The sequence below is a fragment of the Cellulomonas uda genome, assembly GCF_006538705.1.
In the GTDB taxonomy this organism is placed as follows: domain Bacteria; phylum Actinomycetota; class Actinomycetes; order Actinomycetales; family Cellulomonadaceae; genus Cellulomonas; species Cellulomonas uda.
On the sequence record NZ_BJLP01000013.1, the window covers coordinates 1 to 22,391 of the forward strand.

The window sequence follows — 22,391 nt, forward strand, 5'->3', positions numbered from 1 at the left end:
AAGGTGTACGGGTGCCAATAAGGCGCAGCTCCACCCACCTCGGAGGCGGTGCTCGGCGCGGCGCACGAGGTGGCCGACTTCGCGGTCCACGCCTGGATCAGGCGGCGCAGCTCGTCGTACTGGAAGCATTGGTTGTCCCAGGGCAGGGCCGCCTTGCCGATCTTCGCGGTGGGCTGGTCCTTCGCGCTGATGACGTTGCCCGCGTCGTCGTACGCGCAGCGCATCGCCAGATCGGTACCGGTGACCTGCTCACGGTCGAGCGCCCTTGACCGGGCAACCGCCCGGGCGCGGTCCTGCCAGCCCGCCACGACCCGCTCGGGCACGCCGATCAGGCAGCAGAACCTCGCGTTCGCCATGCCCGCCTCGACGCGGACCTCACGCCGGGATCTCCAGGTGCGGGTCAGCCGAGGGGGGCCTGCCAGCTCAGGAGGGTGCCGCGGCCGCCGGGTGCGGTGCCGAGGGTGAACGTGCCGCCGTGCTGGCGGGCGCGGGAGGCGAGGTTGCCGGTGCCGGAGCGGCGGCTGCGCGTCGTGGGCAGGCCCAGGCCGTCGTCCTCGACGTCGACCCGCACCGAGCCGAGCGGCCCCTGACCCGACACGTCCACGCGGACGGACACGGACGACGCGTGCGCGTGCCGCGCGGCGTTGGCGAGCCCCTCACGCACGACCGCGACGACGTCGTCGGTCAGCTCCGTGCCGACGCGCTCGTCGAGGCGGTCCTCGTCGAGCCCGTCGTCGGACAGGGGTGCGCCGTCGAGTTGGACGACGAGCGAGGGGGCGAAGCCGAGGCCGGTGCGGGCGAGGGATGCCTCGCGGCGCAGACGTTCGACGAGGCCGGTGGCGGCGTCGGGGTCGCGCAGGGCGTGGACGATCTTGCGGATCTCCCGCACGGAGGAGTCGACGTTGTCGAGGGCCTCCTCGACGATCGAGGTGAGCTCCGACGGGTCGACGCCGCGGGCGGCGCGGCGGCGCACGGTCTCGAGCTGCATGCCGGTCGCGAAGAGCTGCTGGATCGCCATGTCGTGCAGGTCACGGGCGATGCGCTCACGCTCGTCGAGCAGTGCGGCGATGTCCTGCGCGTGCCGCGCCTCGGCGAGGACGAACGCGAGGGCGGCCTGGGAGGCGAACGACTCGGCGGTGGCGAGATCGCTCTCCTCGAACGGCAGCGACCCGACGCGCCGCAGCAGGATCAGCACCCCGACCCCGCGGCCCGAGGTCTGCAGCGGCGCGAACATCGCGGGGCCGAACGCGCGCATCTGCTCGACCTTGACGTTGCGTGACGCGGACAGCGAGGGCGTCAGCAGACCCCGACCCTCGGTCATGACGGTCCAGGCACGCCCGTGCTCGGGCATCTGCACGCCGACCAGGCGGTCGGCGTCGTGCCCGTCGGCGAGCTCGATCATGAGCCGGCCCCCGACACCGGGCAGCGCGAGCGCGGCCGTGTCCGCCCCGGCGACGGCGCGCGCCGTGGCGGCGATGTGCGCGAGTGCGTCCTCCTCGTCGATGCCCTCGAGCAGCATCGTCGTGATCTCCTGGCCCGCGCGCAGCCAGTGCTCGCGGCGGCCGGACTCGGCGTAGAGCTGGGCGTTCGCGACCGCGACGCCGGTCGCGGCGGCGAGCGCGATCACGGTCTGCTCGTCGGACTCCGTGAACCCGCCCGGCTTCTCGGACAGGTACAGCTGGCCGAACACGTGGTCACCCAGCCGGACGGACGCGCCGAGGAAGGAGCCCATCGGCGGGTGGTTGGCGGGCCAGCCCTGGAACGCGGGGTGGTCGGTGAGGTCGTCGAGGCGCAGCGCGCCCAGGACCGGGATCTGGCCGAGGACGCCGCGCGCGTGCGGGGCGTGCCGCATCATCCGGGCGATCGCCGTGGGCACGCCCGTGTAGACGAACGTGGTGGAGGCGCCGTTGTCGTCGAGCACGTTGATCGCGCCGTACCGGGCTCCCGTGAGCTCCGCGCTGACCTGCACGAACCGGTTGAGGACCGCGGGCAGCTCGAGCTCGGAGGCGACCGCGAGGATCGCGTCGAGCAGGTCGGTGAGCGCGTCGCCGGTGAGCGGGACGGGCGGAGCCTGCGAGTCGGACATGACGCCGCCGGTGAACGGCTGTCCGGCGACCGGTACCAGGCCGTCCTCGCCGCGGCCGCCGCGGCGGTGGGCCGGGCCCGGGTTGTCGTCGCTCATCGCTGGTCCTGGAGCTCGTGCTGCACGGCCTCACGGTAGCCGTCGTCGTGCGCGAGCAGGTGCGCATGCGTACCGCGCGCCGCGACCCGGCCGTCCGCGATGCGGATCACCTCGTCCGCGACCTCCAGCCCGGTCAGGCGGTGCGTCACGACGAGCACGCCCCGGTCGTGCTGCGCGCGCAGGACGTGCAGCACGTCGTCGGCCCCCGCACCGTCGAGGTGCTCCGTCGGCTCGTCGAGCAGGAGGAACGGCGTGCTGGTCAGCAGCGCGCGCGCGAGCAGCAGGCGGCGGCGCTCGCCGCCGGACAGGGTGCGACCGTCCGGGCCGAGCGGTGTGGCGAGGCCGTCCGGCAGGTCCGCGAGCCAGGTTCCGAGCCCGACGGCGGCCAGCGCCGCGCTCGCCTCGTCGGGTGTCACGTCGCCGCGCGCGACGCGCAGGTTCTCCAGCAGCGTCGTGCCGAACACGTGGGCGTCCTCGGCGGTGAGGGACGTCGAGCGGCCCGGCACCGGCGCCGTGCCACCGCCGGAGGTCGAACCGTCCACGTCCACGTCGCCGGCGTGCGGTGCGAGCAGGCCGGCGAGCGTGAGCAGGAGCGTCGTCTTGCCCGTCCCGGAGGGACCGACGACGGCGACGAGGCGCCCGACGCGCAGGTCGAGGTCCAGGGACAGCAGGTCGGGTCCGCCCGGCCAGCCGACGACGAGGTCGCGTGCGGCCAGACGCGTCGCGCGCGTGCCGGCGGCCTGCGCGGTGTCGGCCGGTGCGGTCTCGGCCGACGCGGTGCCGTCCGGCGCGGTGCCGTCCGGTGCGGTGCCGGCCGCGTCGAGCAGCGCGAGGATGCGCGCGGCCGCCGCGCGCGACCGGTGCACCTGCACCGCGGCCTGGGGGAGGACCGACGTCGCCTCGAACGCGGCGAGCGGGGTCAGCACGACGACCGCGAGGAGCACCGGGGCGAGCCGGCCGTCGCCGACCGCCGGGATGCCGGTGACGAGGGCCGCGAGCACCGCCAGCCCCGTGGCGAGCTGGCCGAGCCCGGCCGCCAGGGCGGAGGGGCCGGCACCCGCGTCCACCGCGGCACGCGCGCGGGCGTCGGCCTCCCGCAGCGCGGCGAGGCGCTGCGGGACACGACCCGCGACGGTGAGCGGCCCGGCGTCGTCGAGCAGCGCGAGGGCCTCGGCGGTGACGTCGGCGCGGGCCCGGGTGCCGAGCCGTTCCGACGTGCGGGCGCCGCGGTCGGCGAGCCACGGTGCGACCACCCCCGCGAGCACCAGGCAGGCGCCGAGCGCGAGGCCGGCGGGGGGCCAGATCATCGTCATGGCCGCGGTGGTCGCGACGCCGAGGGTCGCCGCGACCGCGGCGGGCAGCAGGCCGCGCACGACGAGGTCGCCGACGTCGTCGACGTCCGCCCCGACCCGGGCGAGCAGGTCGCCGCGTCGCACGGCGAGCACCGCGCCCGGCTGCCCGGACGCGAGCCGTTCGTAGAGCGAGGTCCGCAGCCGGCTCATGCCGGACAGCGCCAGGTCGTGCGAGACGAGCCGCTCCACGTACCGCAGCACGCCGCGCCCGACGCCGAACGCACGCACACCGACCGTCGCGACCGACAGGGTCAGCACGGGCGGCATCTGGGAGGCGCGGGCGATGAGCCACGCGGAGACGGCGGCGAGCGCGACCGCGCAGCCGAGCGCGAGCGTGCCGAGCAGGACCGCGAACGCGAACCGTCGGCGGTCGACCTCGAGCAGCGCGACGGCACGGCGCAGCGTGCCGCGCGCGGGGGAGTCGCGCAGCTCCACCACGCGCGGGGCCGTGGGGCGGGTCGTCGTCACGGCGTCACCCGCTCGCCCGCGAGCACCACGACGTCGTCCGCGCACGCGAGGAGCGCGGGCCGGTGCGCGACGAGCAGCACGGTGCGTCCGGCGTCGCGCAGCGCCGCGACGGTGCGGAGCACCCCGCGCTCGCTCGCGTCGTCGAGGTGCGCGGTGGGCTCGTCGAGCACGACGAGCGGTGCCGCCACGACGAGCGCGCGCGTGAGCGCCGCACGCTGCGCCTGACCGACGGACAGGCCGTGCCCGCCCCGGCCGACGCGGGTCGCCCAGCCCTCGGGGAGCTCGTCGACCACGACGTCGAGCCCCGTCACGGCTGCGGCGGCGGCGCGCTGCTCGTCGTCGCCGCCCACGACCTGCGCGAGCGTGCCCGGCTCCAGCACGGGACGCTGGGGCAGCCACGAGACCTGCCGCCGGAAGTCGGCGAGGTCGACCGTGCTCGGGGCGTCGGCGGCGACGACGACCGCGTCCTCGCCGAGGACCACGCGGCCCTCGTCGGGCGTCAGGAGGCCGAGCAGCACCTCGACGGCGGTGGACTTGCCCGACCCGGACGGCCCGGCGAGCGCGGTCACCCGGCCGGGGGTCAGGACGACGCTCAGGTCGTCGGGCGTGGCGCCGCGGGCCGTGCGTACGGTGACGTGCTCGAGCCGCACGGCGGTGCGGCTCAGGTCGGGCGCCGGCCCGGTGGCGGCCGCGGCGACGGGCAGCGGCTCCTCGAGCAGCGCGAACGCGGCCTCGGCGGCGGCGACGCCGTCGGTCGAGGCGTGGAACTGCGCACCCACGGCCCGCAGCGGGGCGAGCACCTCGGGCGCGAGGACGAGCACCGCGAGGCCGGTCACCAGGTCGAGGTGGCCGTGCACGAGCCGCAGCCCGACGCCGACCGCGACGAGCGCGACCGACAACGTCGCCAGCAGCTCGAGCACCATGCCCGACAGGAACGCGATCCGCAGCGTGCCCATCGTCGCCCGCCGGTGCGCGTCGCCGAGTGCCTGGACGCGCGCGCCCGGGCCGCGCTCGCGCCCGAGCGCCCGCAGCGTCGACAGCCCCGCGACGAGGTCGAGGACCTGCGCCGAGAGCCGCTGCATGGCCGCGAGGCCCCGCTGCGAGCGGCCCTGCGTCAGCACGCCCACGAGCCACATGAACAGCGGGACGAGGGGGAGCACGGCGGCGAGGATCGCCGCGGACACCCACTCCAGCCCGAGCACCACGAGCAGCGTCGCGGGTGTGACCGTCGCCGCGAGCACGAGCTGCGGCAGGTAGCGCACGAAGTACGGCTCGAGGTCGTCGAGCCCGCGCGTCGCGAGAGCGACGACCTCGGGTGCGCGGCCGTCGCCGAGCCGTCGCGGGCCCAGCGCGGTGGCGTGCGCGACGACGCGCTCGCGCAGCTCGGCCACCGCGCGCGCCGCGGCCCGGTGCGCGTACCGCTCCTGCACCACGGTGACGAGCACGCGCAGGGCGACGACGAGCACGAGCCAGCCGACGAGCGGGGCGAGCGCGTCCCACGCGCCCGCCCCGAGGTCCACGCCGTCGGACACGGCCCGCCCGAGCGCGTGCGCCAGCAGGAGTGCCTGCGCGACGACCAGGACGGCGGTCACGAGGCCGAGCGCGACGGTCAGGGCGACGTACCACCGCGCTGCGCGGGCGTGGCGCAGCAGGCGCGGGTCGAGCGGTCTCACCCCTCGATCGTGCCCGATCCCGCGGAGTCCGTCGGACCGGCGTGCGCCTCGACCGGACGCTCGAAGCGCAGGCCCGCGGGCGCGGGGAGGTGCTCGGTCGTCAGACGCTTGCGGAACACCCAGTACGTCCAGCCCTGGTAGAGCAGGACGAGCGGGGTGAGGATCACCGCGACCCACGTCATCACCGTGAGCGTGTAGCTCGTCGACGACGCGTTCTCGACCGTGAGCGAGTTCGCCGGGTCGAACGCGGGCATGACGTCCGGGAAGAGCGAGCCGAAGATCAGCACCACGGCGGCGACGATCGCGACGGCGGACGCGACGAACGCCCGGCCCTCGCGGCGCGCGCGGGTCGCGAGCACCAGGAGGACGAGCGCGACGGCGGCGACGGCGACCGCGGCCCACGTCCAGCCCTCGTCGGAGTAGGACAGCTGCAGCCACACGGCCCACACGCCCGCCGCGACGAGCGTCGCGACCGACGAGCGCGCGGCGAAGACGCCGGCCCGCGTGCGGATGTCGCCGTCGGACTTCAGCGCCAGGAACACCGCGCCGTGCGTCAGGAAGATCAGGGCGGTCACCACGCCGCCGAGCAGCGCGAACGGGTTGAGCAGCGCGAAGAACCCGCCCACGTACTGGTGGTCGGCGTCGAGCTCGACGCCGCGCCCGATGTTCGCGAACGCCACGCCCCACAGGACGGACGGCAGCCACGAGCCGAAGATCAGCGCGCGGTCGGCCCAGGCGCGCCAGCGGTCGTCGTCGATCTTGCCGCGCCACTCGAACGCCACGACGCGCACGATGAGCGCGACGAGGATGAGGAACAGCGGCAGGTAGAACCCGCTGAACAGCGTCGCGTACCACTCGGGGAACGCCGCGAACGTCGCTCCGCCCGCGGTGAGCAGCCATACCTCGTTGCCGTCCCACACCGGGCCGATCGTGTTGATCATGACGCGTCGCTCGCGCTCCTTGTCGCCCTTCTTGGGCAGGAGGCCGAGCAGCATGCCGACACCGAAGTCGAACCCCTCGAGCACGAGGTAGCCGGTCCACAGGACCGCGATGAGGACGAACCAGACGGTCGTGAGCTCCATGGTGATGTCTCCGTCTCGCGGCTCAGTAGGCGAAGGACAGGGTCGAGTCGTCGTCGGAGCCGTCGCCCCCGGCGGCGGCGCGCGCCTCGGGGCTCGGGTCCTTCTCGCTGGCGGCGACGCCCTCGACCGCGTAGCGGTGCATGAGGCGGTACCAGAGCACGGCGAGCACGCCGTACAGGAGCGTGAAGCCGATCAGCGAGATCCAGATCGTCGTGGGGCTCGTGACGACCGAGACGCCCCGCGCGGTCAGCAGCCACACGCCGTCGACGCCCGAGGAGTTCGGGTTCGGGGCGACCACCCACGGCTGCCGGCCCATCTCGGTGAAGATCCAGCCGAACGACGAGGCCAGGAACGGCGTGGCGATCGCGGCGATGCCCAGCGTGCCGAACCACGGCTTGTCCGTGACCGCGCCCTTCTTGCGCAGCAGCCACAGGGCGGCCAGGGACAGGGCCGCCGAACCGACGCCGAAGCCGATCATGAGGCGGAACGACCAGTAGGTGATCGCGAGGTTCGGGTAGAAGCGCGTGTCGTCGTCGAACGTGGGGGCGACGCCGTTGGCCTCCTCCCAGTCGCGGATCCACTGCGCGTAGTAGTCCTGCAGCTCGTCGACGCCACGGACCCGGGAGTCGAAGTCGCCGGTCGCGAGGAACGAGGTCAGGCCCGGGATCTCGATGAGGTGCTTGACGCCCGCGCAGTCGTTGGTGAGGTCGCCGATCGCGAGGATCGAGAACGACGCGCCGTCCACCGACTCGCACAGGCCCTCGGCGGCCGCCATCTTCGCCGGCTGCTGGTCGAACATCAGCTTGGCCTGCGCGTCGCCCGAGATCGCGACGCCCGCGCCGCCGACGAGCATCGCGACGAGCCCGAGGATCACGGCCGGTCGGTACACGTCACGCGCCGTGGCGGCGTCGCCCGAGCGGACCTTCTTCACCATCCACCAGGCGGCGATGCCGGCGACGAACGTGCCCGCGGTCAGGAGCGCGGCGGTGATCGTGTGCGGGAACGCGGCGAGCACCGTCGGGTTCGTGAGCACCGCGCCGATGTCGTTCATCTCGGCGCGACCGGTCTCGAAGTTGTACGTGATGCCCACGGGGTGCTGCATCCACGAGTTGGCCGCGAGGATGAAGTACGCCGACAGGTTCGTCGCGATCGCGACCGCCCAGATGCACGCGAGGTGGATCTTCTTGGGCAGCTTGTCCCAGCCGAAGATCCACAGCCCGAGGAACGTCGACTCGACGAAGAACGCGGCGAGCGCCTCCATGGCGAGCGGCGCCCCGAACACGTCACCGACGAAACGCGAGTACTCGCTCCACGCCATGCCGAACTGGAACTCCTGCACGATGCCGGTGGCGACGCCGATCGCGAAGTTGATCAGCAGGAGCTTGCCGAAGAACTTGGTCAGTCGCAGCCAGCGCTCGTTGCCCGTGCGGTACCAGATCGTCTGCATGATCGCGACGAGCGGCGACAGGCCGATCGTCAGCGGCACGAAGATGAAGTGGTAGACGGTCGTGATGCCGAACTGCCAGCGGGCCAGGTCGAGGGCGTCCACGTGTTCTCCGGAAGGCGTGCGGGCGGCGTGGGATCGGGCGTGAACCCACCTGGGCGAAACGCTAGGACGGCGCTGTCGACGGTCCCGGGACCAAGGTCCCGGGACCTGACGTCGTGTCGTGAACCGCCGGGGCGCCGGGACGCGCCCCGGCGGCCGTGCTGTGCGATACTGACCGCGGTCCGACGAGCGCCCACACCGCGAGGCGGACCCGTGAGCTCGCACCCAGTGCGCTGCGCGCGCCAGCCGCCGCTGCACCGTCGAGAGGCCACCCGGCCCGGACGGACGAGGCAGGCGATGGTGCGCGCCGGCCCGGTGTGCGGCCGCGACCACCGACTTCCGCCGCCACGCGCCGCGTGGGCGACGACCGACCGACCGAGGACCGCCACACGTGTGGAGGGTGGTTCGCGGTACCCAGGAGCGCTTCGCGTGACCGACCAGAACACCCCCGAGCTCGACGCAGCAGCAGCACCGAGCGTGGACGGGGGTGAGCCGACGACCACGCGCCCGCGTCGTCGTCGCGCATCGCGCCCCGCGGCCCCGCCCGAGGCGGTGGCGGCCGAGGCCGCCGCGGGGGAGACGCCTCCCGTCGAGGCCCCGCCCGTCGACATCGCTGCTCCCGAGGTCACGGCGCCCGAGGTCGCCGCGCCCGAGGTCGCCGCGGCCGAGACGCCCGCGGCGGAGAAGCCCGCCAAGGCGCGCCGCACCCGCGCACCCCGCGCGGCGAAGGCCGGCGCTAAGGCCGCCGAGGCGCCCGCCCCCGACGCGGCGCCCGAGTCGGCCGCCGAGCCGTCGGACACCGTGTCGTCCGAGGCTCCGTGGCCGGACGCTCAGTCGCCCGACCCTCAGTCGCCGGACGCTGAGTCGCCGGACACGCAGCCTGCCGACGCCGAGGCGCCGGCCCGGCCCGCGCGTCGCCGACGTGCGGCGACGCGTCCGGTCGCGACGCCCGCGTCCGAGGCGCTCGCTCCCGAGGCGCTCGAGGGCACCGACGAGCAGACGCCCACCGCGGACGACGCGTCCGCCCCTCAGGCCGCCGAGAAGGCCCCCGAGAAGGCCCCCGAGAAGCCGGCCCGTCGTCGCGCGCGCCGCGCCACCACCGCCCCGGAGCCCGTGGTCGAGGAGGCGCCCGAGGTCGTCGAGGAGGAGGACGAGGACGCCGCGGTCGCGCAGGACGTGACCCCCGCGCCCGCCGACCGGGCCGCGACCGAGCCTGCGAGCGAGGTCGCCGCACCCCTGGCGCCGCGGCTGGCCACCACGGCACTGCTGTTCCAGGCACCGGACCTCACGACGTCGCGCCCGCGCCGTCGCCGGGCGACGTCCAGCACGGGCTCGCCCGAGGAGATCTCGCAGGCCGCCCGCCACACCGCCGAGGACGTCCCCGGGGAGAAGGCCGACGCCGCCGGACCCACCGAGGGCGCGCCGGTCGAGGCCGGCGGCGAGGCGCAGGGCGGCGAGCGTTCGAGCCGTCGTCGCGGCCGTCGGGGCCGTGGTGCGCGCACCGACGACACGCAGGACAAGGCTGCGGCCGACGAGACCGTCGCCGAGACGGTTCCCGGCGACGACCTGGCGGGCGCCGGCGGCGACCTCACGGCCGACGCCGCCATCCGGGAGCTGGCGGACGCGACCCCGGACACCGACTCGGGCAGCAACTCGGGCGGCAGCACCGACGAGGCCGAGGACGACGGCGCGGAGGGGTCGGCGGCCCAGCGCCGTCGTCGTCGTCGCGGTGGCCGTGGCCGCCGCCGGACCGACTCGGCCGAGCGTGACGACGAGGGCACCGAGACGCCCGGTGACGCCGCGTCGGGCGACGACGAGCCCGAGAGCGACGAGGGCGACGACGAGCAGGGCGACGGCGGCTCGAGCCGTCGTCGGCGCCGTCGTCGGCGCGGTTCGCGCTCGGGCGAGGGCGAGAGCGCTGCGGAGCCGCGTCGCCGCGGTGACGAGGTCACCGCGCTGCGCGGCTCGACCCGCCTGGAGGCCAAGCGTCAGCGCCGCCGCGAGGGCCGCGACGCGGGCCGCCGCCGCCAGATCATCACCGAGGCCGAGTTCCTCGCGCGCCGTGAGTCGGTCGAGCGGTCGATGATCGTGCGGGAGAAGGACGGTCGCACGCAGATCGCCGTGCTCGAGGACGGCGTGCTCGTCGAGCACTACGTCTCGAACCAGGCGCAGGCCTCGATGGTCGGCAACGTGTACCTGGGCCGCGTGCAGAACGTGCTGCCGAGCATGGAGGCGGCGTTCGTCGACGTCGGCAAGGGCCGCAACGCGGTGCTGTACGCGGGCGAGGTGAACTGGGACGCGGCCGGGCTCGAGGGCCAGCCGCGCCGGATCGAGCAGGCGCTGAAGTCCGGCGACTCGGTGCTGGTGCAGGTCACCAAGGACCCGATCGGCCACAAGGGCGCGCGGCTGACCTCGCAGGTCACGCTCGCGGGCCGGTACCTGGTGTACGTGCCCGGTGGTGGCATGACCGGCATCAGCCGCAAGTTGCCCGACACCGAGCGCAACCGTCTCAAGAAGATCCTGCGCGAGGTCGTCCCCGACTCCGCGGGCGTGATCGTGCGTACCGCCGCCGAGGGTGCCAGCGAGGACGAGCTGCGCGCCGACATCGCGCGCCTGCAGGCGCAGTGGGAGGCGATCGAGAAGAAGTCGAAGACCGCGTCCGCGCCCGCGCTCCTGCAGGGCGAGCCGGACATGGCGATCCGCGTGGTCCGCGACATCTTCAACGACGACTTCTCCTCGCTCGTCGTCCAGGGCGGCGACGCCTGGTCGACCATCTCGTCGTACATCGACGAGCTCGCGCCGGACCTCGCCCAGAAGGTGTCGAAGTACACCGGGACGGGGGACGTGTTCGCGGCGCACCGCATCGACGAGCAGCTCACCAAGGGCATGGACCGCAAGGTCTGGCTGCCGTCGGGCGGCTCGCTCGTGATCGACCGCACCGAGGCGATGACGGTCGTCGACGTCAACACCGGGAAGTTCACCGGCTCGGGCGGCACGCTCGAGGAGACCGTCACGCGCAACAACCTCGAGGCGGCCGAGGAGATCGTCCGCCAGCTGAGGCTGCGCGACATCGGCGGCATCATCGTCATCGACTTCATCGACATGGTGCTCGAGTCGAACCGCGACCTGGTGCTGCGCCGGCTCGTGGAGTGCCTGGGCCGGGACCGCACCAAGCACCAGGTGGCCGAGGTGACGTCGCTGGGCCTCGTGCAGATGACCCGCAAGCGCGTCGGCCAGGGCCTCGTCGAGGCGTTCTCCGAGACGTGCGAGCACTGCCACGGGCGCGGCTTCATCGTGCACGACCAGCCCGTCGAGAAGAACCCGCGTCCCGACGCGGGGGCGCCCGCGCCGGCCGCGGCCGACGAGCCCAAGCGCGCGCGGCGCAAGCGCGGCGGGACCAAGGAGGCGGCCCCTGCCGCGGCGCACACGGGCGTACCCGTGCTCCCGCAGGAGCGCTCGGCCGTGAAGGCGACGCTCGCGACCATCGCCGCCGCCGCCGCGCACGCGCACGAGCACGACCACGAGCACCACGACGAGGTCGCGCCCGAGCAGGTCGCACCTCAGCCGGACGCACCCGAGGCTGTCGCACCTGAGCCCGTCGCGTCCGAGCCCGAGCCCGAGGCCGCGGCGCACGAGGTCGCGACGACGGTCGTCGTCGAGGCCCCGGCCGACCCCGAGAAGGGCGCCGGCCCCGAGCTCGACGTGCTCGCCGAGCTGTCCTCGCTGCGCAAGGAGCCGGCCTCCGCGGAGCACCTGGAGCTGACCCCCGTCGACCCGTCGGTCTTCGTGACGTTCGACGCCGACGAGGCGCCGGACGACGGTGCGACGCGTTGACCACCGCGCGGCGCGTGTGACGTGCGCCGCGTGGTTTGACCCTGCGGCGCAGGGTCCGTAACCTAGATCGACGGTGCGCCGTGTGCGCGCTGGTCATGTGTGCCGCCGATTGACCGACGAGGTCGACGCGGACGCGACTCCCCACCGGACCGGGCCTCCCGGACGCTGCGGGACGCGCGCGGGCGCAGGCTGGCACCTGACACCCTGGACCGAGCAGTTCGACGAGCAGAGATGAGCAGCAACGTGGTGTACGCGATCGTGAAGGCCGGCGGCCGCCAGGAGAAGGTCGCCGTCGGCGACGTCGTCGTCGTCGACCGTCTCGCCGCCGAGGCGGGTTCGACGGTCGAGCTGCCGGCACTCCTGCTCGTCGACGGCGAGAAGGTGACCACCGACGCGGGCGCGCTCGCGAAGGTCAAGGTCACGGCGGAGGTCGTCCGGGACGAGAAGGGCCCGAAGATCGACATCCTCAAGTACAAGAACAAGACCGGCTACCGCAAGCGCCAGGGCCACCGTCAGGCCCTCACGCGCCTGAAGGTCACCGGCATCAAGTGATCTCGCGCCGCGGCACGCCGCGGCTGCAGCGACAGTTCTGAGCAACCCGAGAGCAGGTTCGTCATGGCACACAAGAAGGGCGCGAGCTCCTCGCGCAACGGTCGCGACTCGAACGCCCAGCGCCTGGGCGTGAAGCGCTTCGGTGGCCAGGTCGTCAAGGCCGGCGAGATCATCGTCCGCCAGCGCGGCACCCACTTCCACCCCGGCAACAACGTGGGTCGCGGTGGCGACGACACGCTGTTCGCGCTGGCCGCCGGTGCGGTGCAGTTCGGCACGCGCCGCGGCCGCAAGGTCGTCGACATCGTGGCTGCCGAGGCCTGAGTCCTCTCCACGACTCGTCACGAAGGGGCGCACCGTCTCGGTGCGCCCCTTCGTCGTTCGACCATCGAAGTCCCGCTATCCCAGGAGGTCCGCCGTGGCGACGTTCGTCGACCGCGTGGTGCTGCACGCGACCGGTGGTGACGGCGGGCACGGCTGCGCGTCCATCCACCGTGAGAAGTTCAAGCCGCTCGCCGGCCCCGACGGCGGGAACGGCGGCAACGGCGGCTCGGTGATCCTGCGGGTCGACCCCCAGGTCACCACGCTGCTCGAGTTCCACCACCTGCCGCACCGGCGGGCCTCGTCCGGCACGCAGGGCATGGGTGACCACCGGTCGGGTGCGACGGGGGAGGACCTCGTCCTCGGCGTCCCGGACGGCACGGTCGTCAAGACCCCGGACGGCGACGTGGTCGCCGACCTCGTGGGGGTCGGCGCGGAGTACGTCGTCGCGTCCGGCGGGCGTGGTGGGCTCGGCAACGCGGCGCTCGCGTCGCCGCGCCGCAAGGCACCCGGCTTCGCGCTGCTCGGCGAGCCCGGCGAGAGCGCGGACGTCGTGCTCGAGCTCAAGACGATCGCCGACGTCGCGCTCGTCGGGTACCCGTCGGCGGGCAAGTCGAGCCTCGTCGCCGCGATCTCCGCGGCACGCCCGAAGATCGCGGACTACCCGTTCACCACCCTCGTGCCGAACCTCGGCGTGGTGCAGGCGGGCGACGCGCGCTACACCGTCGCGGACGTGCCGGGGCTGATCCCGGGCGCGTCCGAGGGGCGTGGGCTCGGGCTGGAGTTCCTGCGGCACGTCGAGCGGTGCGCCGTGCTCGTGCACGTGCTCGACTGCGCCACGCTGGAGCCCGGCCGCGACCCGCTGAGCGACCTCGACGTCATCGAGGCCGAGCTCGCGGCGTACGCGGGGGACCTGGAGATCGAGGGTGGTGGCGTGCCGCTCACCCAGCGTCCGCACGTCGTCGTGCTCAACAAGATCGACGTGCCCGAGGCGCGTGAGCTCGCCGAGCTGGTCCGTCCCGAGCTCGAGGCGCGCGGCCTGCGGGTGTTCGAGGTCTCGACGGCCAGCCACGAGGGCCTGCGTCCGCTCACGTTCGCCCTCGCGCAGATCGTCGAGACCGCGCGTCGCGAGGCGCCCGCGCCCGAGGCGACGCGCGTCGTGCTGCGACCGCGTGCCGTCGACGAGGCGGGCTTCACGGTCACCCGGCGCGAGGCCGGCGGTGAGGTGTGGTTCCAGGTGCGGGGCGAGAAGCCCGAGCGCTGGGTGCGTCAGACGGACTTCAACAACGACGAGGCCGTCGGGTACCTCGCGGACCGCCTCGCGCGCCTCGGCGTCGAGGAGCGGCTGTTCGCCGCCGGCGCCGTCGCGGGCGACGAGGTGCGCATCGGGCCCGAGACGAACTCCGTCGTGTTCGACTGGGAGCCCACTCTCGTCACCGGCGCCGAGCTGCTCGGTGCGCGCGGGACGGACCTGCGGCTCGAGGACCACTCCCGTCCGACGCGCGGCGAGAAGCGCGCCGAGTTCAAGGACCGGATGGACGCCAAGGCCGCCGCCCGCGCCGAGCTGCGCTCCGAGCGCGAGCACGGCGTGTGGACCGACCCGGACGCCGACTGACCGGGAGAATGCCCAGGTGACCGCCGCCCCGTTGCACGACCGTGCCGAGATCGCCACGGCCTCGCGGATCGTCGTCAAGGTCGGGTCGTCGTCCCTGACGAGCCCGGACGGGCGCCTCGACCCGGCGCGGCTGCGCGCCCTCGTCGACGTGCTCGCGAAGCGCCGTGCCGAGGGCGGGCAGGTCGTGCTCGTCTCGTCGGGCGCCATCGCCGCGGCCATCGGTCCGCTCGGCCTCGCGGCACGCCCGCGGGACCTCGCGACGCAGCAGGCGGCCGCCTCGGTGGGGCAGGGGCTGCTGGTGGCGCACTACACCAAGGCGTTCGCGGACCTCGGGCTGCGCGTCGGGCAGGTGCTGCTCACCGCCGACGACACCGTGCGGCGGGTGCACTACCGCAACGCGCACCGCGCGCTCACCCGCCTGCTGGACCTGGGCGTCGTCCCCGTCATCAACGAGAACGACGCGGTCGCGACCGACGAGATCCGGTTCGGTGACAACGACCGCCTCGCGGCGCTCGTCTCGCACCTCGTGCACGCCGACGCGCTCGTGCTGCTGACCGACGTGGACGCCCTGTACACCGCGGCGCCGTCCGCGCCGGGCGCGCGGCGGATCTCGCGCGTCGACACCCCGCGCGACCTCGAGGGGATCGACGTCTCGCGGCGCGGGTCGGCGGTCGGCACGGGCGGGATGGTGACCAAGCTCGAGTCGGTCGCGATCGCGACCGCGTCCGGCATCCCCGTGGTGCTGACCTCGGCCGCGCAGGCCGCGCAGGCGCTCGCGGGCGACGACGTCGGCACGTGGTTCGCGGCGACCGGACGGCGCACGTCGATCCGCCTCCTGTGGCTCGCGCACGCCGCGCGCGTCCGTGGGCGCCTCGTCCTCGACGAGGGTGCGGTCAAGGCGGTCGTCGAGCGACGCACGTCGCTGCTGCCCGCGGGCGTCACCGCCGTCGAGGGCGACTTCGAGGCGGGGGACCCCGTCGAGCTCGTCGCACCCGACGGTCGCGTCGTCGGACGCGGGCTCGTGGCGTTCGGCGCGGACGAGGTGCCGAGCCTGCTGGGACGCTCGACGCGCGACCTGCGCCGCGAGCTCGGTGCGGGCTACGACCGCGAGCTCGTACACCGCGACGACCTCGTCCTCTTGCGCCGCCGCCCGACCTCCTGAGGCCGGAGGTATCCCGTCCGGACCCCGGCGGACGGGGTCTCACGGGGCGTGCGGGCCTCCGCTCGCCGAGCAGGACGTGCGACAATCGTCAACGCTCGTCCCCCGGGAGGGGGGCGATGGTCAGAGCACCACCACTCGAGCACCGGAGGACTGCCGTGCACGCCGCCTTGATCGCCGCCGCTGGGGAAGCTGCCGAGAAGACGAACGAGCTGCCCTTCCCGCCCGTCGTGTTCGGCATCGGTGCGTTCGTGGGCCTCGTCGCAGCGCTGCTGTTCACCTACGCCTTCCGTCTCGTCGGCACGCGTCACTGATCGCGTGCACGACCGCCCGGTGACGCGACTGGGGGTGATGGGCGGGACGTTCGACCCCGTCCACCACGGCCACCTGGTCGCGGCGAGCGAGGTCGCCGCGAGGTTCGGCCTCGACGAGGTCGTCTTCGTCCCGACGGGCACGCCGTCGTTCAAGCAGGACCAGGACGTCACGCCCGCGGAGCACCGCTACCTGATGACCGTGATCGCGACGGCCTCCAACCCGCGGTTCACGGTCAGCCGGGTGGACATCGACCGCGGCGGTGTGACGTTCACCGTGGACACCCTGCGGGACCTCAAGGCGGCTCGGCCGGATGCCGAGTTGTTCTTCATCACCGGTGCCGACGCTGTCGCCCAGATCCTGACGTGGAAGGATGCGCAGGAGCTGTTCTCGATGGCGCAGTTCGTGGCCGTCACACGCCCGGGGCACACGCTCTCGGTCGAGGGACTGCCGGTGGACCGGGTGCACGTCATGGAGATCCCGGCCCTGGCGATCTCCTCGACCGACGTGCGCGCCCGGGAACGGGCCGGCCAGCCGGTCTGGTACCTCGTCCCCGACGGGGTGGTCCAGTACATCGCGAAGCACCAGCTGTATCGAGGTTTGTCATGACGGAACCAGGAGCACGGCCGCGGCGCCGTGACCTGCACCGGAGCGACGACGCCAGCGTCGGGACGCCCGTGACCCCGGAGGCCCCGCAGGCGTCCGCCACGGGACCGGACGGGGTGCCCGCACCGGGGTCGCGTCGCGCCCGACGGGCGGCGAGCGAGTCGTTCGACGCCCCGGTCCAGCAGCACCCGACCGCCCCCGGCTGGCCCGGCACGCAGAGCGGGTACCCGGCGTCCGGCGGCGCTGCGGCACCCGCCACGCCGCAGCGTCCGTCCGCGCAGCCCGCGGCCCAGCGTCCGTCCGCGCAGCCCGCGGCCGCCCCCGCGTGGGCGCCCCAGCAGCCGACCGGCCCCACCGCGCCGCGGCCGGCCTCGTCGGCTGCTCCTCAGCCGTCCGCGCGACCCGTGGGCACCCCGATGCCCGCTCCGGGCGCACCCACCGCAGGCCCCGCCGCGGGCCCGTCGGCTCCCGCTCCCGTGGAGCGTCCCCGCCGGTCGTCCGTGCGCGACACGATGCTCGACCCGACGAGCTCGCGCTCGGTCGCCGTCCCGCCGAGCGCGCCGCGTCCCGCCGCGACGCCCGCCCCGGCCCCGGCGCCCGGTCCCGCGTGGGGGACGTCGGGCCAGCCCGGTGCAGCCCGGCCCGGCGCAGCCCAGCCCGGTGCCCAGCCCGGTGCAGCCCAGCGTGGCGCGCAGGCCCCCCCGGCGCAGCCCGTCGTCCCCGCGGCGCGCACGTCCGCGTGGACGGGCGGTCGCCCGGAGGCGCCCGCGTCGTCGTACGCGCCCCCCGCCGCCCAGCCGTCCGCCCGTCCCGCCCCGGCGGTCCCGCAGCAGCCGGCCGGTCCAGCGCCGGCGGCCGCGCCGTCGTGGTCGCAGCCCGCGCAGGGCACGGGGTGGGCTCCGACGACCGCTGGCGCGCAGGCGCCGGTGACCCGCCCGGACGGCTCGGTGCCGCGGACCGCGCGCTCGGCGCCCGCGCAGCCCGCCCCGACGCAGCCTGCCCCGACGCACCCTGCCCCGACGCAGCCTGCCCCGACGGGTCCGGCGCCCACCGGCGGGCCGTCGGCACCGGCATCGGGCTTCGGGGTGACGGGCTTCGGCGTGACCGGTCTCGGTGCGGCCGCTGCCGCGTCGGCCCCGGCACCCGCCGCAGCCCCCGCCGCGTCTCCCGCGGCGGCGCCCGGCTCGAGCTGGGCGCCCGCGGGTGCCTCGACGGGGTGGACGCCGACGCCGTCGGTGGCGCCCGGCCCGGCGCCCCAGGCCGAGCCCGCGGCGACGCCGTGGGGCCACGACACCCCGTCCGAGTCCGCCGCGGGCCGGCCCTTCGCACCCGTGCCCGGCACCGAGCACGACGCCGTCGAGCCCGACGAGGAGGAGGACGACGAGCGTCCGCGCCACCCCTACACGTGGCTGCACCTCATCGTGCTCGCCGTCGTGGCGTTCGTCCTCGGCTTCCTCATCGTCCTGCTGTACACGAAGGCGAGCGGCGAGGCGACCGCCTCGGGCAGCACCGTGGTCACGGTGTCCGCCGCCCGGGCCGGGCCGAGCGCCTGACCCACCCGAACCTAGGAGACCAGTGGCCGCCACCGAACGTGCCGTCGAGCTCGCCGTCACCGCCGCCCGCGCGGCGTCCGACCTCAAGGCGCAGGAGATCATCGCGCTCGACGTGAGCGAGCAGCTCGTCCTGACGGACGTGTTCCTCATCGCGTCGGGCACCAACGAGCGGCAGGTCGGCGCGATCGTCGACGCGGTCGAGGAGTCGCTGTTCGCGCTCGGCGCCAAGCCCGTGCGTCGCGAGGGCAAGGCGCAGGGGCGCTGGGTGCTCATCGACTTCGGCGACGTCGTGGTGCACGTGCAGCACGCGGAGGACCGCGTGTACTACGCGCTCGAGCGCCTGTGGAAGGACTGCCCGCTCATCGAGCTGCCCGCCGACGCGCGGGGCGGTGACGGGAGCGAGGCGGACTCGTGACCGTCGGCCGCCTGCTGCTCTGGCGGCACGGCCGCACCGCGTTCAACGCCACCGCCCGGCTCCAGGGCCAGGTGGACATCCCGCTCGACGACGTCGGGCGCTGGCAGGCGCGCACCGCGGCGGCCGCGATGCTCGTGCGGCACACCCCGACGCGCGTCGTGTCCTCCGACCTGGGCCGCGCCCGTGAGACCGCCGACCCGCTCGCGCGCATGACGGGCGTCGAGGTCGAGACCGACGAGCGCGTGCGCGAACGCGCGTTCGGCGAGTGGGAGGGTCTGAGCGGCGCCGAGATCGCCGAGCGGTGGCCGCAGGAGTTCGCGCTGTGGCGGGCCGGCGGTGAACCCGAGCGCGTGGGCGCCGAGACCCGCCTCGAGGTCGCGCAGCGCACGGCGGCGGCGATCGACGAGCACGCCCAGCGCATGACGCGCGAGGAGACCCTCGTGATCGTGTCGCACGGTGCCGCGATCAGCTCCGCGGTCGCCGAGCTCATGGGTCTGCCCGCCGACTGGCGCGCGCTCGCGGGGATGCACAACGCGCACTGGGCGGAGCTCGTGCCGTCGTCGTCGGGTGTCGCGCCCGCGTGGCGGCTCGTCGGCTACAACCTCGGCCCGACGGACGCCTCCGCGGACTGGAACGCCGGCCCGGACCGCACCGACGAGCACGAGGGCGGCTCGACCCGCGACCCCGACTGACGCGTGACGTGCGTCGCACGGGGGCGGATTGGCGTCCGGGCCGGTCATCGGCCTAGACTCTCCGAGCGTCCCCACGGGGGCCGACAACAGAACACGGGGCTGTGGCGCAGCTGGTAGCGCACCTGCATGGCATGCAGGGGGTCAGGGGTTCGAGTCCCCTCAGCTCCACCGGATCGAGAGCGGGTCGTCGTCGACGGCCCGCTCTCGTCGTCTCTGGCGCCGGTGTGGTGCGAGCGGGTGGTCGCTGGGGTCCGCCCTCGCGCCGCGAGGACCGGTCAGGCTCCTGGTGGTCCGGCGTGGTCGCTCGGGCCGAGGACGTACCGGCCGGAGCCCACTGCCGCGTGCACCGCGCAGGCGGTCTGCGCGAGCATCCATGGCCCGACGATGCCGTCGACGACCGTGAGGTAGCCGCCCTCGGCATACGTGAACGCTGCCTGGGCCACGACGCGCAGGACCGTCTGGTTCTGCGCGTCGGCCTCGGGCAGGTACGGGGGACTGCCCCCGAGACGACCCAGTGCCAGACGTCGTCGGTGTGCAGGTGCACCGCACGCGGGTGCGACGCGGCGAGCGCGCGTGCCGTCGTGGACTTCCCGGCCCCGGGCGGGCCAGTGAGGATCCCGACGTCGGCTGCGCCCACGTCGGGATGCTACCGAGCGGTGAGGTGCCGCACCTCGGGCCGGCGGCCTCGTCGCGGTCGGCCGGCGCTCGGCGCGTGCGGGTCGGGAGGAAAGTGCATGATGTGGGGCATGGTGCAGGTCGGGCGGGTGTACGACGAGGGCGACGGGAGCCGTCGCGTCCTCGTGGACCGGCTGTGGCCGCGCGGGATGCGCAAGGACGACCCGCGGATCGACGAGTGGCTGCCGCTGGCCGCGCCGAGCACGGAGCTGCGGCACTGGTACGGCCATCGTGCCGAGGCGTTCGACGAGTTCGCCCGTCGCTACGAGGCGGAGCTCGCGCAGGGCGAGCAGGCGGACGCGTTCGCGCGGCTGGCCGCGCTGGTGGAGCACGAGCCGACGACGATGGTGACCGCGACGCGCGAGGTGGAGCTGAGTCACCTCACGGTCCTGGCGCGGCTGCTCGACGAGCGCACGCGCTGACCCGCGATGCCCGGCGCGCGGTGGGTCGCGGACGTCGACCCGCTCCCGGCGGCGACGCCCGGCGAGTCGTCGACGCCCGCTGCGACCTCGGTCCCCGCGACCCAGGAGCCCGTCCCGACGGGACCGGCGGCGACGCCGAGCCTGCCGATCCCGGCGCCCGACGCGACCGCCCCGCCGACGGCCCCGGCGACGGCCCCGCCGACCGCCGTTCCGACGCCGTCCGCATCGCCGTCGCCCGCGGGTACGGGATCTCCGGCGCCGCTGCCGACGACGAGCGAGGTCGCCACCCCGACGCCGACCAGCACCGGGTCGGTCTGGACGACGCCACCGACGGTCACGACGAGCGAGCTGCCGGTCGGGATGCTCGTGCTCGCCCTGCTGGTCCTCGTCGCGGCGAGCGCCGCGATCCTGCTGGCGACGCGTCGCGGGGGTGCGCGGCGGCCGACGACCGCGCCGGCGACGGCGTCCGCCCCGGCGACGGCGTCCGCCGCGACACCGGGCACGACCGTGACGGTCCCGCTGCGGGTCCCGACGTCCACGCTGCTCGTCGGCGGCTCCGCCATCGCGGATGCCGACGAGGACGTCGCCGACCTGCTCGCGGCGACACCGCCCGACGAGGCGCCGGTGGGGCCCGCGGAGGAGCCGGCGACGGCGGACGAGACGGTGCGGTTCTGCCTCCAGCTCGGTGAGGCGATGATCGACGCGACCGCGCCGGTGGTGCAGGTGCAGGACGCGCTCGAGCACGTGGCGCACGCGAACGGGCTGCCGGACGTGGAGGTCGTCGCGCTGCCGACCGCTCTGGTGCTGTCCACGCCGCGCGCGGCGCAGACGCGCACGGTCGCGGTGTCGGCGGGGTACCGCTCGCTGCGGCTCGACCAGGTGCACGCGGTGCTCGAGGTCGCGGACCTGGCGCGCGAGGGGGAGGTCGGGCCGGCGGAGGGCTCGCGCCGGATCGCGGCGGCGTTCGCGAGCGACTCGCCGTACACGGCGTGGCAGCAGGCCCTGGGGTACGTGACCTCGGCGGTGGGGCTCGCGCTCGTGCTCGGCGGGTCGCTCACGGACGTGGCGCTCGCGGCGGTGCTGGGTGCGGCGGTCGTCGGGTTCGAGAAGCTCACCAGTGCGCGGGCCGGACCGTACCGGTCGATCGTCGTGCTGCTGTCGGCGTTCGGCGTGTCGACGGTCGTCTTCACGGCGTCGCGCACGGGGCTCGACGTGTCGCTGCTGCCCGCGCTCGTGGCACCGCTCATCACGTTCCTGCCGGGGGCGCTGCTCACGACGTCGGTGATCGATCTCGCGACGCGGCAGATGATCGCGGGCGCGGCGCGGCTCGCGGCCGGCGTCATGACGCTCGTGCTGCTCGCGCTCGGGATCGTCGGGGGAGCGAACCTCGTCGGCATCCCGGCGTCGGCGGTCGCACCGGGCGGGGAGCAGGCGCTCGGCTGGCCGGGTGCCTGGCTCGGGGTCGTGGTGTACGGGGTGGGCGTGACGATCCGGCACAGCGCGCGGCGGCGCGCGGTGCCGTGGATCCTGCTCGTGCTCGTCGTCGCGTACGCGGGGCAGCTCGTCGGCGGCGCGCTGCTCGGCTCGCAGGTGTCCGGCTTCGTCGGCGCGCTCGCCATGACGCCGGTGGCGCTCGTCGTCGCCCGCCACCCGGACGGTCCGCCCGCGATGGTGAGCTTCCTGCCGGCGTTCTGGCTCCTGGTCCCCGGGGCGCTGGGTCTCGTCGGCGTGACGTCGGTGCTGGGGGAGTCGGCCGGGCAGGGGATCACGGCCGTCGTCACGGCCGCGACGACGATGGTCGCGATCTCGCTGGGGGTGCTCACGGGCCTGGGCGCGGGGTCGTGGGCGCTCGCGAACCGGTGGTGGGTGCGCGAGCGGACGGGCTGAGCCGCCTGGGCCTAACGGGTGAGCGCGGGACGAGCACCTGGTCCGTGA

19 protein-coding genes and 1 tRNA gene are annotated in these 22,391 nt (G+C 75.0%); 13 read left to right on the plus strand and 7 right to left on the minus strand.

Annotated features, from left to right (window positions below; translation table 11 throughout):
• From CUD01_RS05135 to CUD01_RS05160, 6 genes are all read right to left on the minus strand, one after another.
• The coding region (locus tag CUD01_RS05135) for a hypothetical protein (RefSeq protein WP_141319266.1) at positions 1-356 on the minus strand (356 nt) is incomplete at its 3' end.
• Positions 357-400: 44 nt separating this feature from the next.
• Positions 401-2,182 carry a GAF domain-containing sensor histidine kinase gene (locus CUD01_RS05140; RefSeq protein WP_094180434.1) on the minus strand — a complete coding sequence of 594 codons (1,782 nt, stop codon included), beginning with the start codon at positions 2,180-2,182 and terminating at the stop codon, positions 401-403.
• On the minus strand, positions 2,179-4,002 hold the full coding sequence (gene cydC, locus CUD01_RS05145; RefSeq protein ID WP_244937665.1) for a thiol reductant ABC exporter subunit CydC: 1,824 nt from the start codon (positions 4,000-4,002) through the stop codon (positions 2,179-2,181). The genes CUD01_RS05140 and cydC overlap by 4 nt, the downstream gene beginning before the upstream one ends.
• On the minus strand, positions 3,999-5,675 hold the full coding sequence (gene cydD / locus CUD01_RS05150; protein WP_141319268.1) for a thiol reductant ABC exporter subunit CydD: 1,677 nt from the start codon (positions 5,673-5,675) through the stop codon (positions 3,999-4,001). The genes cydC and cydD overlap by 4 nt, the downstream gene beginning before the upstream one ends.
• A complete protein-coding gene (cydB, locus tag CUD01_RS05155) occupies positions 5,672-6,757 on the minus strand; it encodes a cytochrome d ubiquinol oxidase subunit II (protein WP_141319270.1) in 1,086 nt (361 codons plus the stop codon). Before cydB ends, cydD begins: the two co-directional genes overlap by 4 nt.
• Before the next feature lie 22 nt (positions 6,758-6,779).
• Positions 6,780-8,306, minus strand: a complete 1,527-nt coding sequence (locus CUD01_RS05160) for a cytochrome ubiquinol oxidase subunit I (protein WP_141319272.1) — start codon at positions 8,304-8,306, stop codon at positions 6,780-6,782.
• Between the two features lie 426 nt (positions 8,307-8,732).
• Between CUD01_RS05160 and CUD01_RS05165 the strand changes: the two genes are divergently transcribed.
• The 11 genes from CUD01_RS05165 (at position 8,733) to CUD01_RS05215 (ending at position 19,527) form a co-directional block, all read left to right on the plus strand.
• Positions 8,733-12,137: a ribonuclease E/G gene (locus CUD01_RS05165; RefSeq protein ID WP_244937666.1), complete on the plus strand. Its 3,405-nt coding sequence runs from the start codon at positions 8,733-8,735 to the stop codon at positions 12,135-12,137.
• A gap of 243 nt (positions 12,138-12,380) precedes the next feature.
• On the plus strand, positions 12,381-12,689 hold the full coding sequence (gene rplU, locus CUD01_RS05170) for a 50S ribosomal protein L21 (protein WP_174773827.1): 309 nt from the start codon (positions 12,381-12,383) through the stop codon (positions 12,687-12,689).
• Positions 12,690-12,752: 63 nt separating this feature from the next.
• A complete protein-coding gene (gene rpmA, locus CUD01_RS05175) occupies positions 12,753-13,010 on the plus strand; it encodes a 50S ribosomal protein L27 (RefSeq protein WP_094180429.1) in 258 nt (85 codons plus the stop codon).
• 94 nt (positions 13,011-13,104) lie between these two features.
• A complete protein-coding gene (gene obgE, locus CUD01_RS05180) occupies positions 13,105-14,622 on the plus strand; it encodes a GTPase ObgE (protein WP_094180428.1) in 1,518 nt (505 codons plus the stop codon).
• Positions 14,623-14,638: 16 nt separating this feature from the next.
• A complete protein-coding gene (proB, locus tag CUD01_RS05185) occupies positions 14,639-15,784 on the plus strand; it encodes a glutamate 5-kinase (protein WP_141319277.1) in 1,146 nt (381 codons plus the stop codon).
• 155 nt (positions 15,785-15,939) lie between these two features.
• The gene (locus tag CUD01_RS16440; protein WP_166771978.1) at positions 15,940-16,095 is read left to right on the plus strand and encodes a hypothetical protein; all 156 of its coding nucleotides are present in this window, start codon (positions 15,940-15,942) and stop codon (positions 16,093-16,095) included.
• 19 nt (positions 16,096-16,114) lie between these two features.
• Positions 16,115-16,702: a nicotinate-nucleotide adenylyltransferase gene (gene nadD, locus CUD01_RS05190; RefSeq protein ID WP_280525804.1), complete on the plus strand. Its 588-nt coding sequence runs from the start codon at positions 16,115-16,117 to the stop codon at positions 16,700-16,702.
• 68 nt (positions 16,703-16,770) lie between these two features.
• Positions 16,771-18,252, plus strand: a complete 1,482-nt coding sequence (locus CUD01_RS16445; RefSeq protein ID WP_166771979.1) for a hypothetical protein — start codon at positions 16,771-16,773, stop codon at positions 18,250-18,252.
• Positions 18,253-18,274: 22 nt separating this feature from the next.
• On the plus strand, positions 18,275-18,667 hold the full coding sequence (rsfS, locus tag CUD01_RS05205) for a ribosome silencing factor (protein ID WP_141319283.1): 393 nt from the start codon (positions 18,275-18,277) through the stop codon (positions 18,665-18,667).
• Entirely contained in the window at positions 18,664-19,359 is a 696-nt protein-coding gene (locus CUD01_RS05210) for a histidine phosphatase family protein (RefSeq protein ID WP_094180422.1), read from the plus strand. Before rsfS ends, CUD01_RS05210 begins: the two co-directional genes overlap by 4 nt.
• 95 nt (positions 19,360-19,454) lie before the next feature.
• A tRNA-Ala gene (locus tag CUD01_RS05215) sits at positions 19,455-19,527 on the plus strand.
• Between the two features lie 107 nt (positions 19,528-19,634).
• Here the strand turns inward: CUD01_RS05215 and CUD01_RS16830 are convergent.
• Positions 19,635-19,802: a hypothetical protein gene (locus tag CUD01_RS16830; RefSeq protein ID WP_208404929.1), complete on the minus strand. Its 168-nt coding sequence runs from the start codon at positions 19,800-19,802 to the stop codon at positions 19,635-19,637.
• Positions 19,803-20,105: 303 nt separating this feature from the next.
• On the opposite strand from CUD01_RS16830, the gene CUD01_RS05225 reads away from it, so the two are divergent.
• Both CUD01_RS05225 and CUD01_RS05230 read left to right on the plus strand, forming a co-directional pair.
• Complete coding sequence (locus CUD01_RS05225; protein WP_166771980.1) at positions 20,106-20,456, plus strand: DUF488 domain-containing protein; 351 nt, start codon at positions 20,106-20,108, stop codon at positions 20,454-20,456.
• Between the two features lie 6 nt (positions 20,457-20,462).
• Positions 20,463-22,343 (plus strand): threonine/serine exporter family protein, encoded by a 1,881-nt coding sequence (locus CUD01_RS05230; RefSeq protein ID WP_141319285.1) that lies wholly within the window; start codon positions 20,463-20,465, stop codon positions 22,341-22,343.
• Positions 22,344-22,391: the final 48 nt, after the last annotated feature.

What these genes read in the sequence shown, in the direction of transcription:
- CUD01_RS05140 (WP_094180434.1), bottom strand. Translation starts at nt 2,182, where the DNA reads ATGAGCGACGACAACCCGGGCCCGGCCCACCGCCGCGGCGGCCGCGGC.
- cydB (WP_141319270.1), bottom strand. Translation starts at nt 6,757, where the DNA reads ATGGAGCTCACGACCGTCTGGTTCGTCCTCATCGCGGTCCTGTGGACC.
- rpmA (WP_094180429.1), top strand. Translation starts at nt 12,753, where the DNA reads ATGGCACACAAGAAGGGCGCGAGCTCCTCGCGCAACGGTCGCGACTCG.
- CUD01_RS05225 (WP_166771980.1), top strand. Translation starts at nt 20,106, where the DNA reads ATGGTGCAGGTCGGGCGGGTGTACGACGAGGGCGACGGGAGCCGTCGC.
- CUD01_RS05230 (WP_141319285.1), top strand. Translation starts at nt 20,463, where the DNA reads ATGCCCGGCGCGCGGTGGGTCGCGGACGTCGACCCGCTCCCGGCGGCG.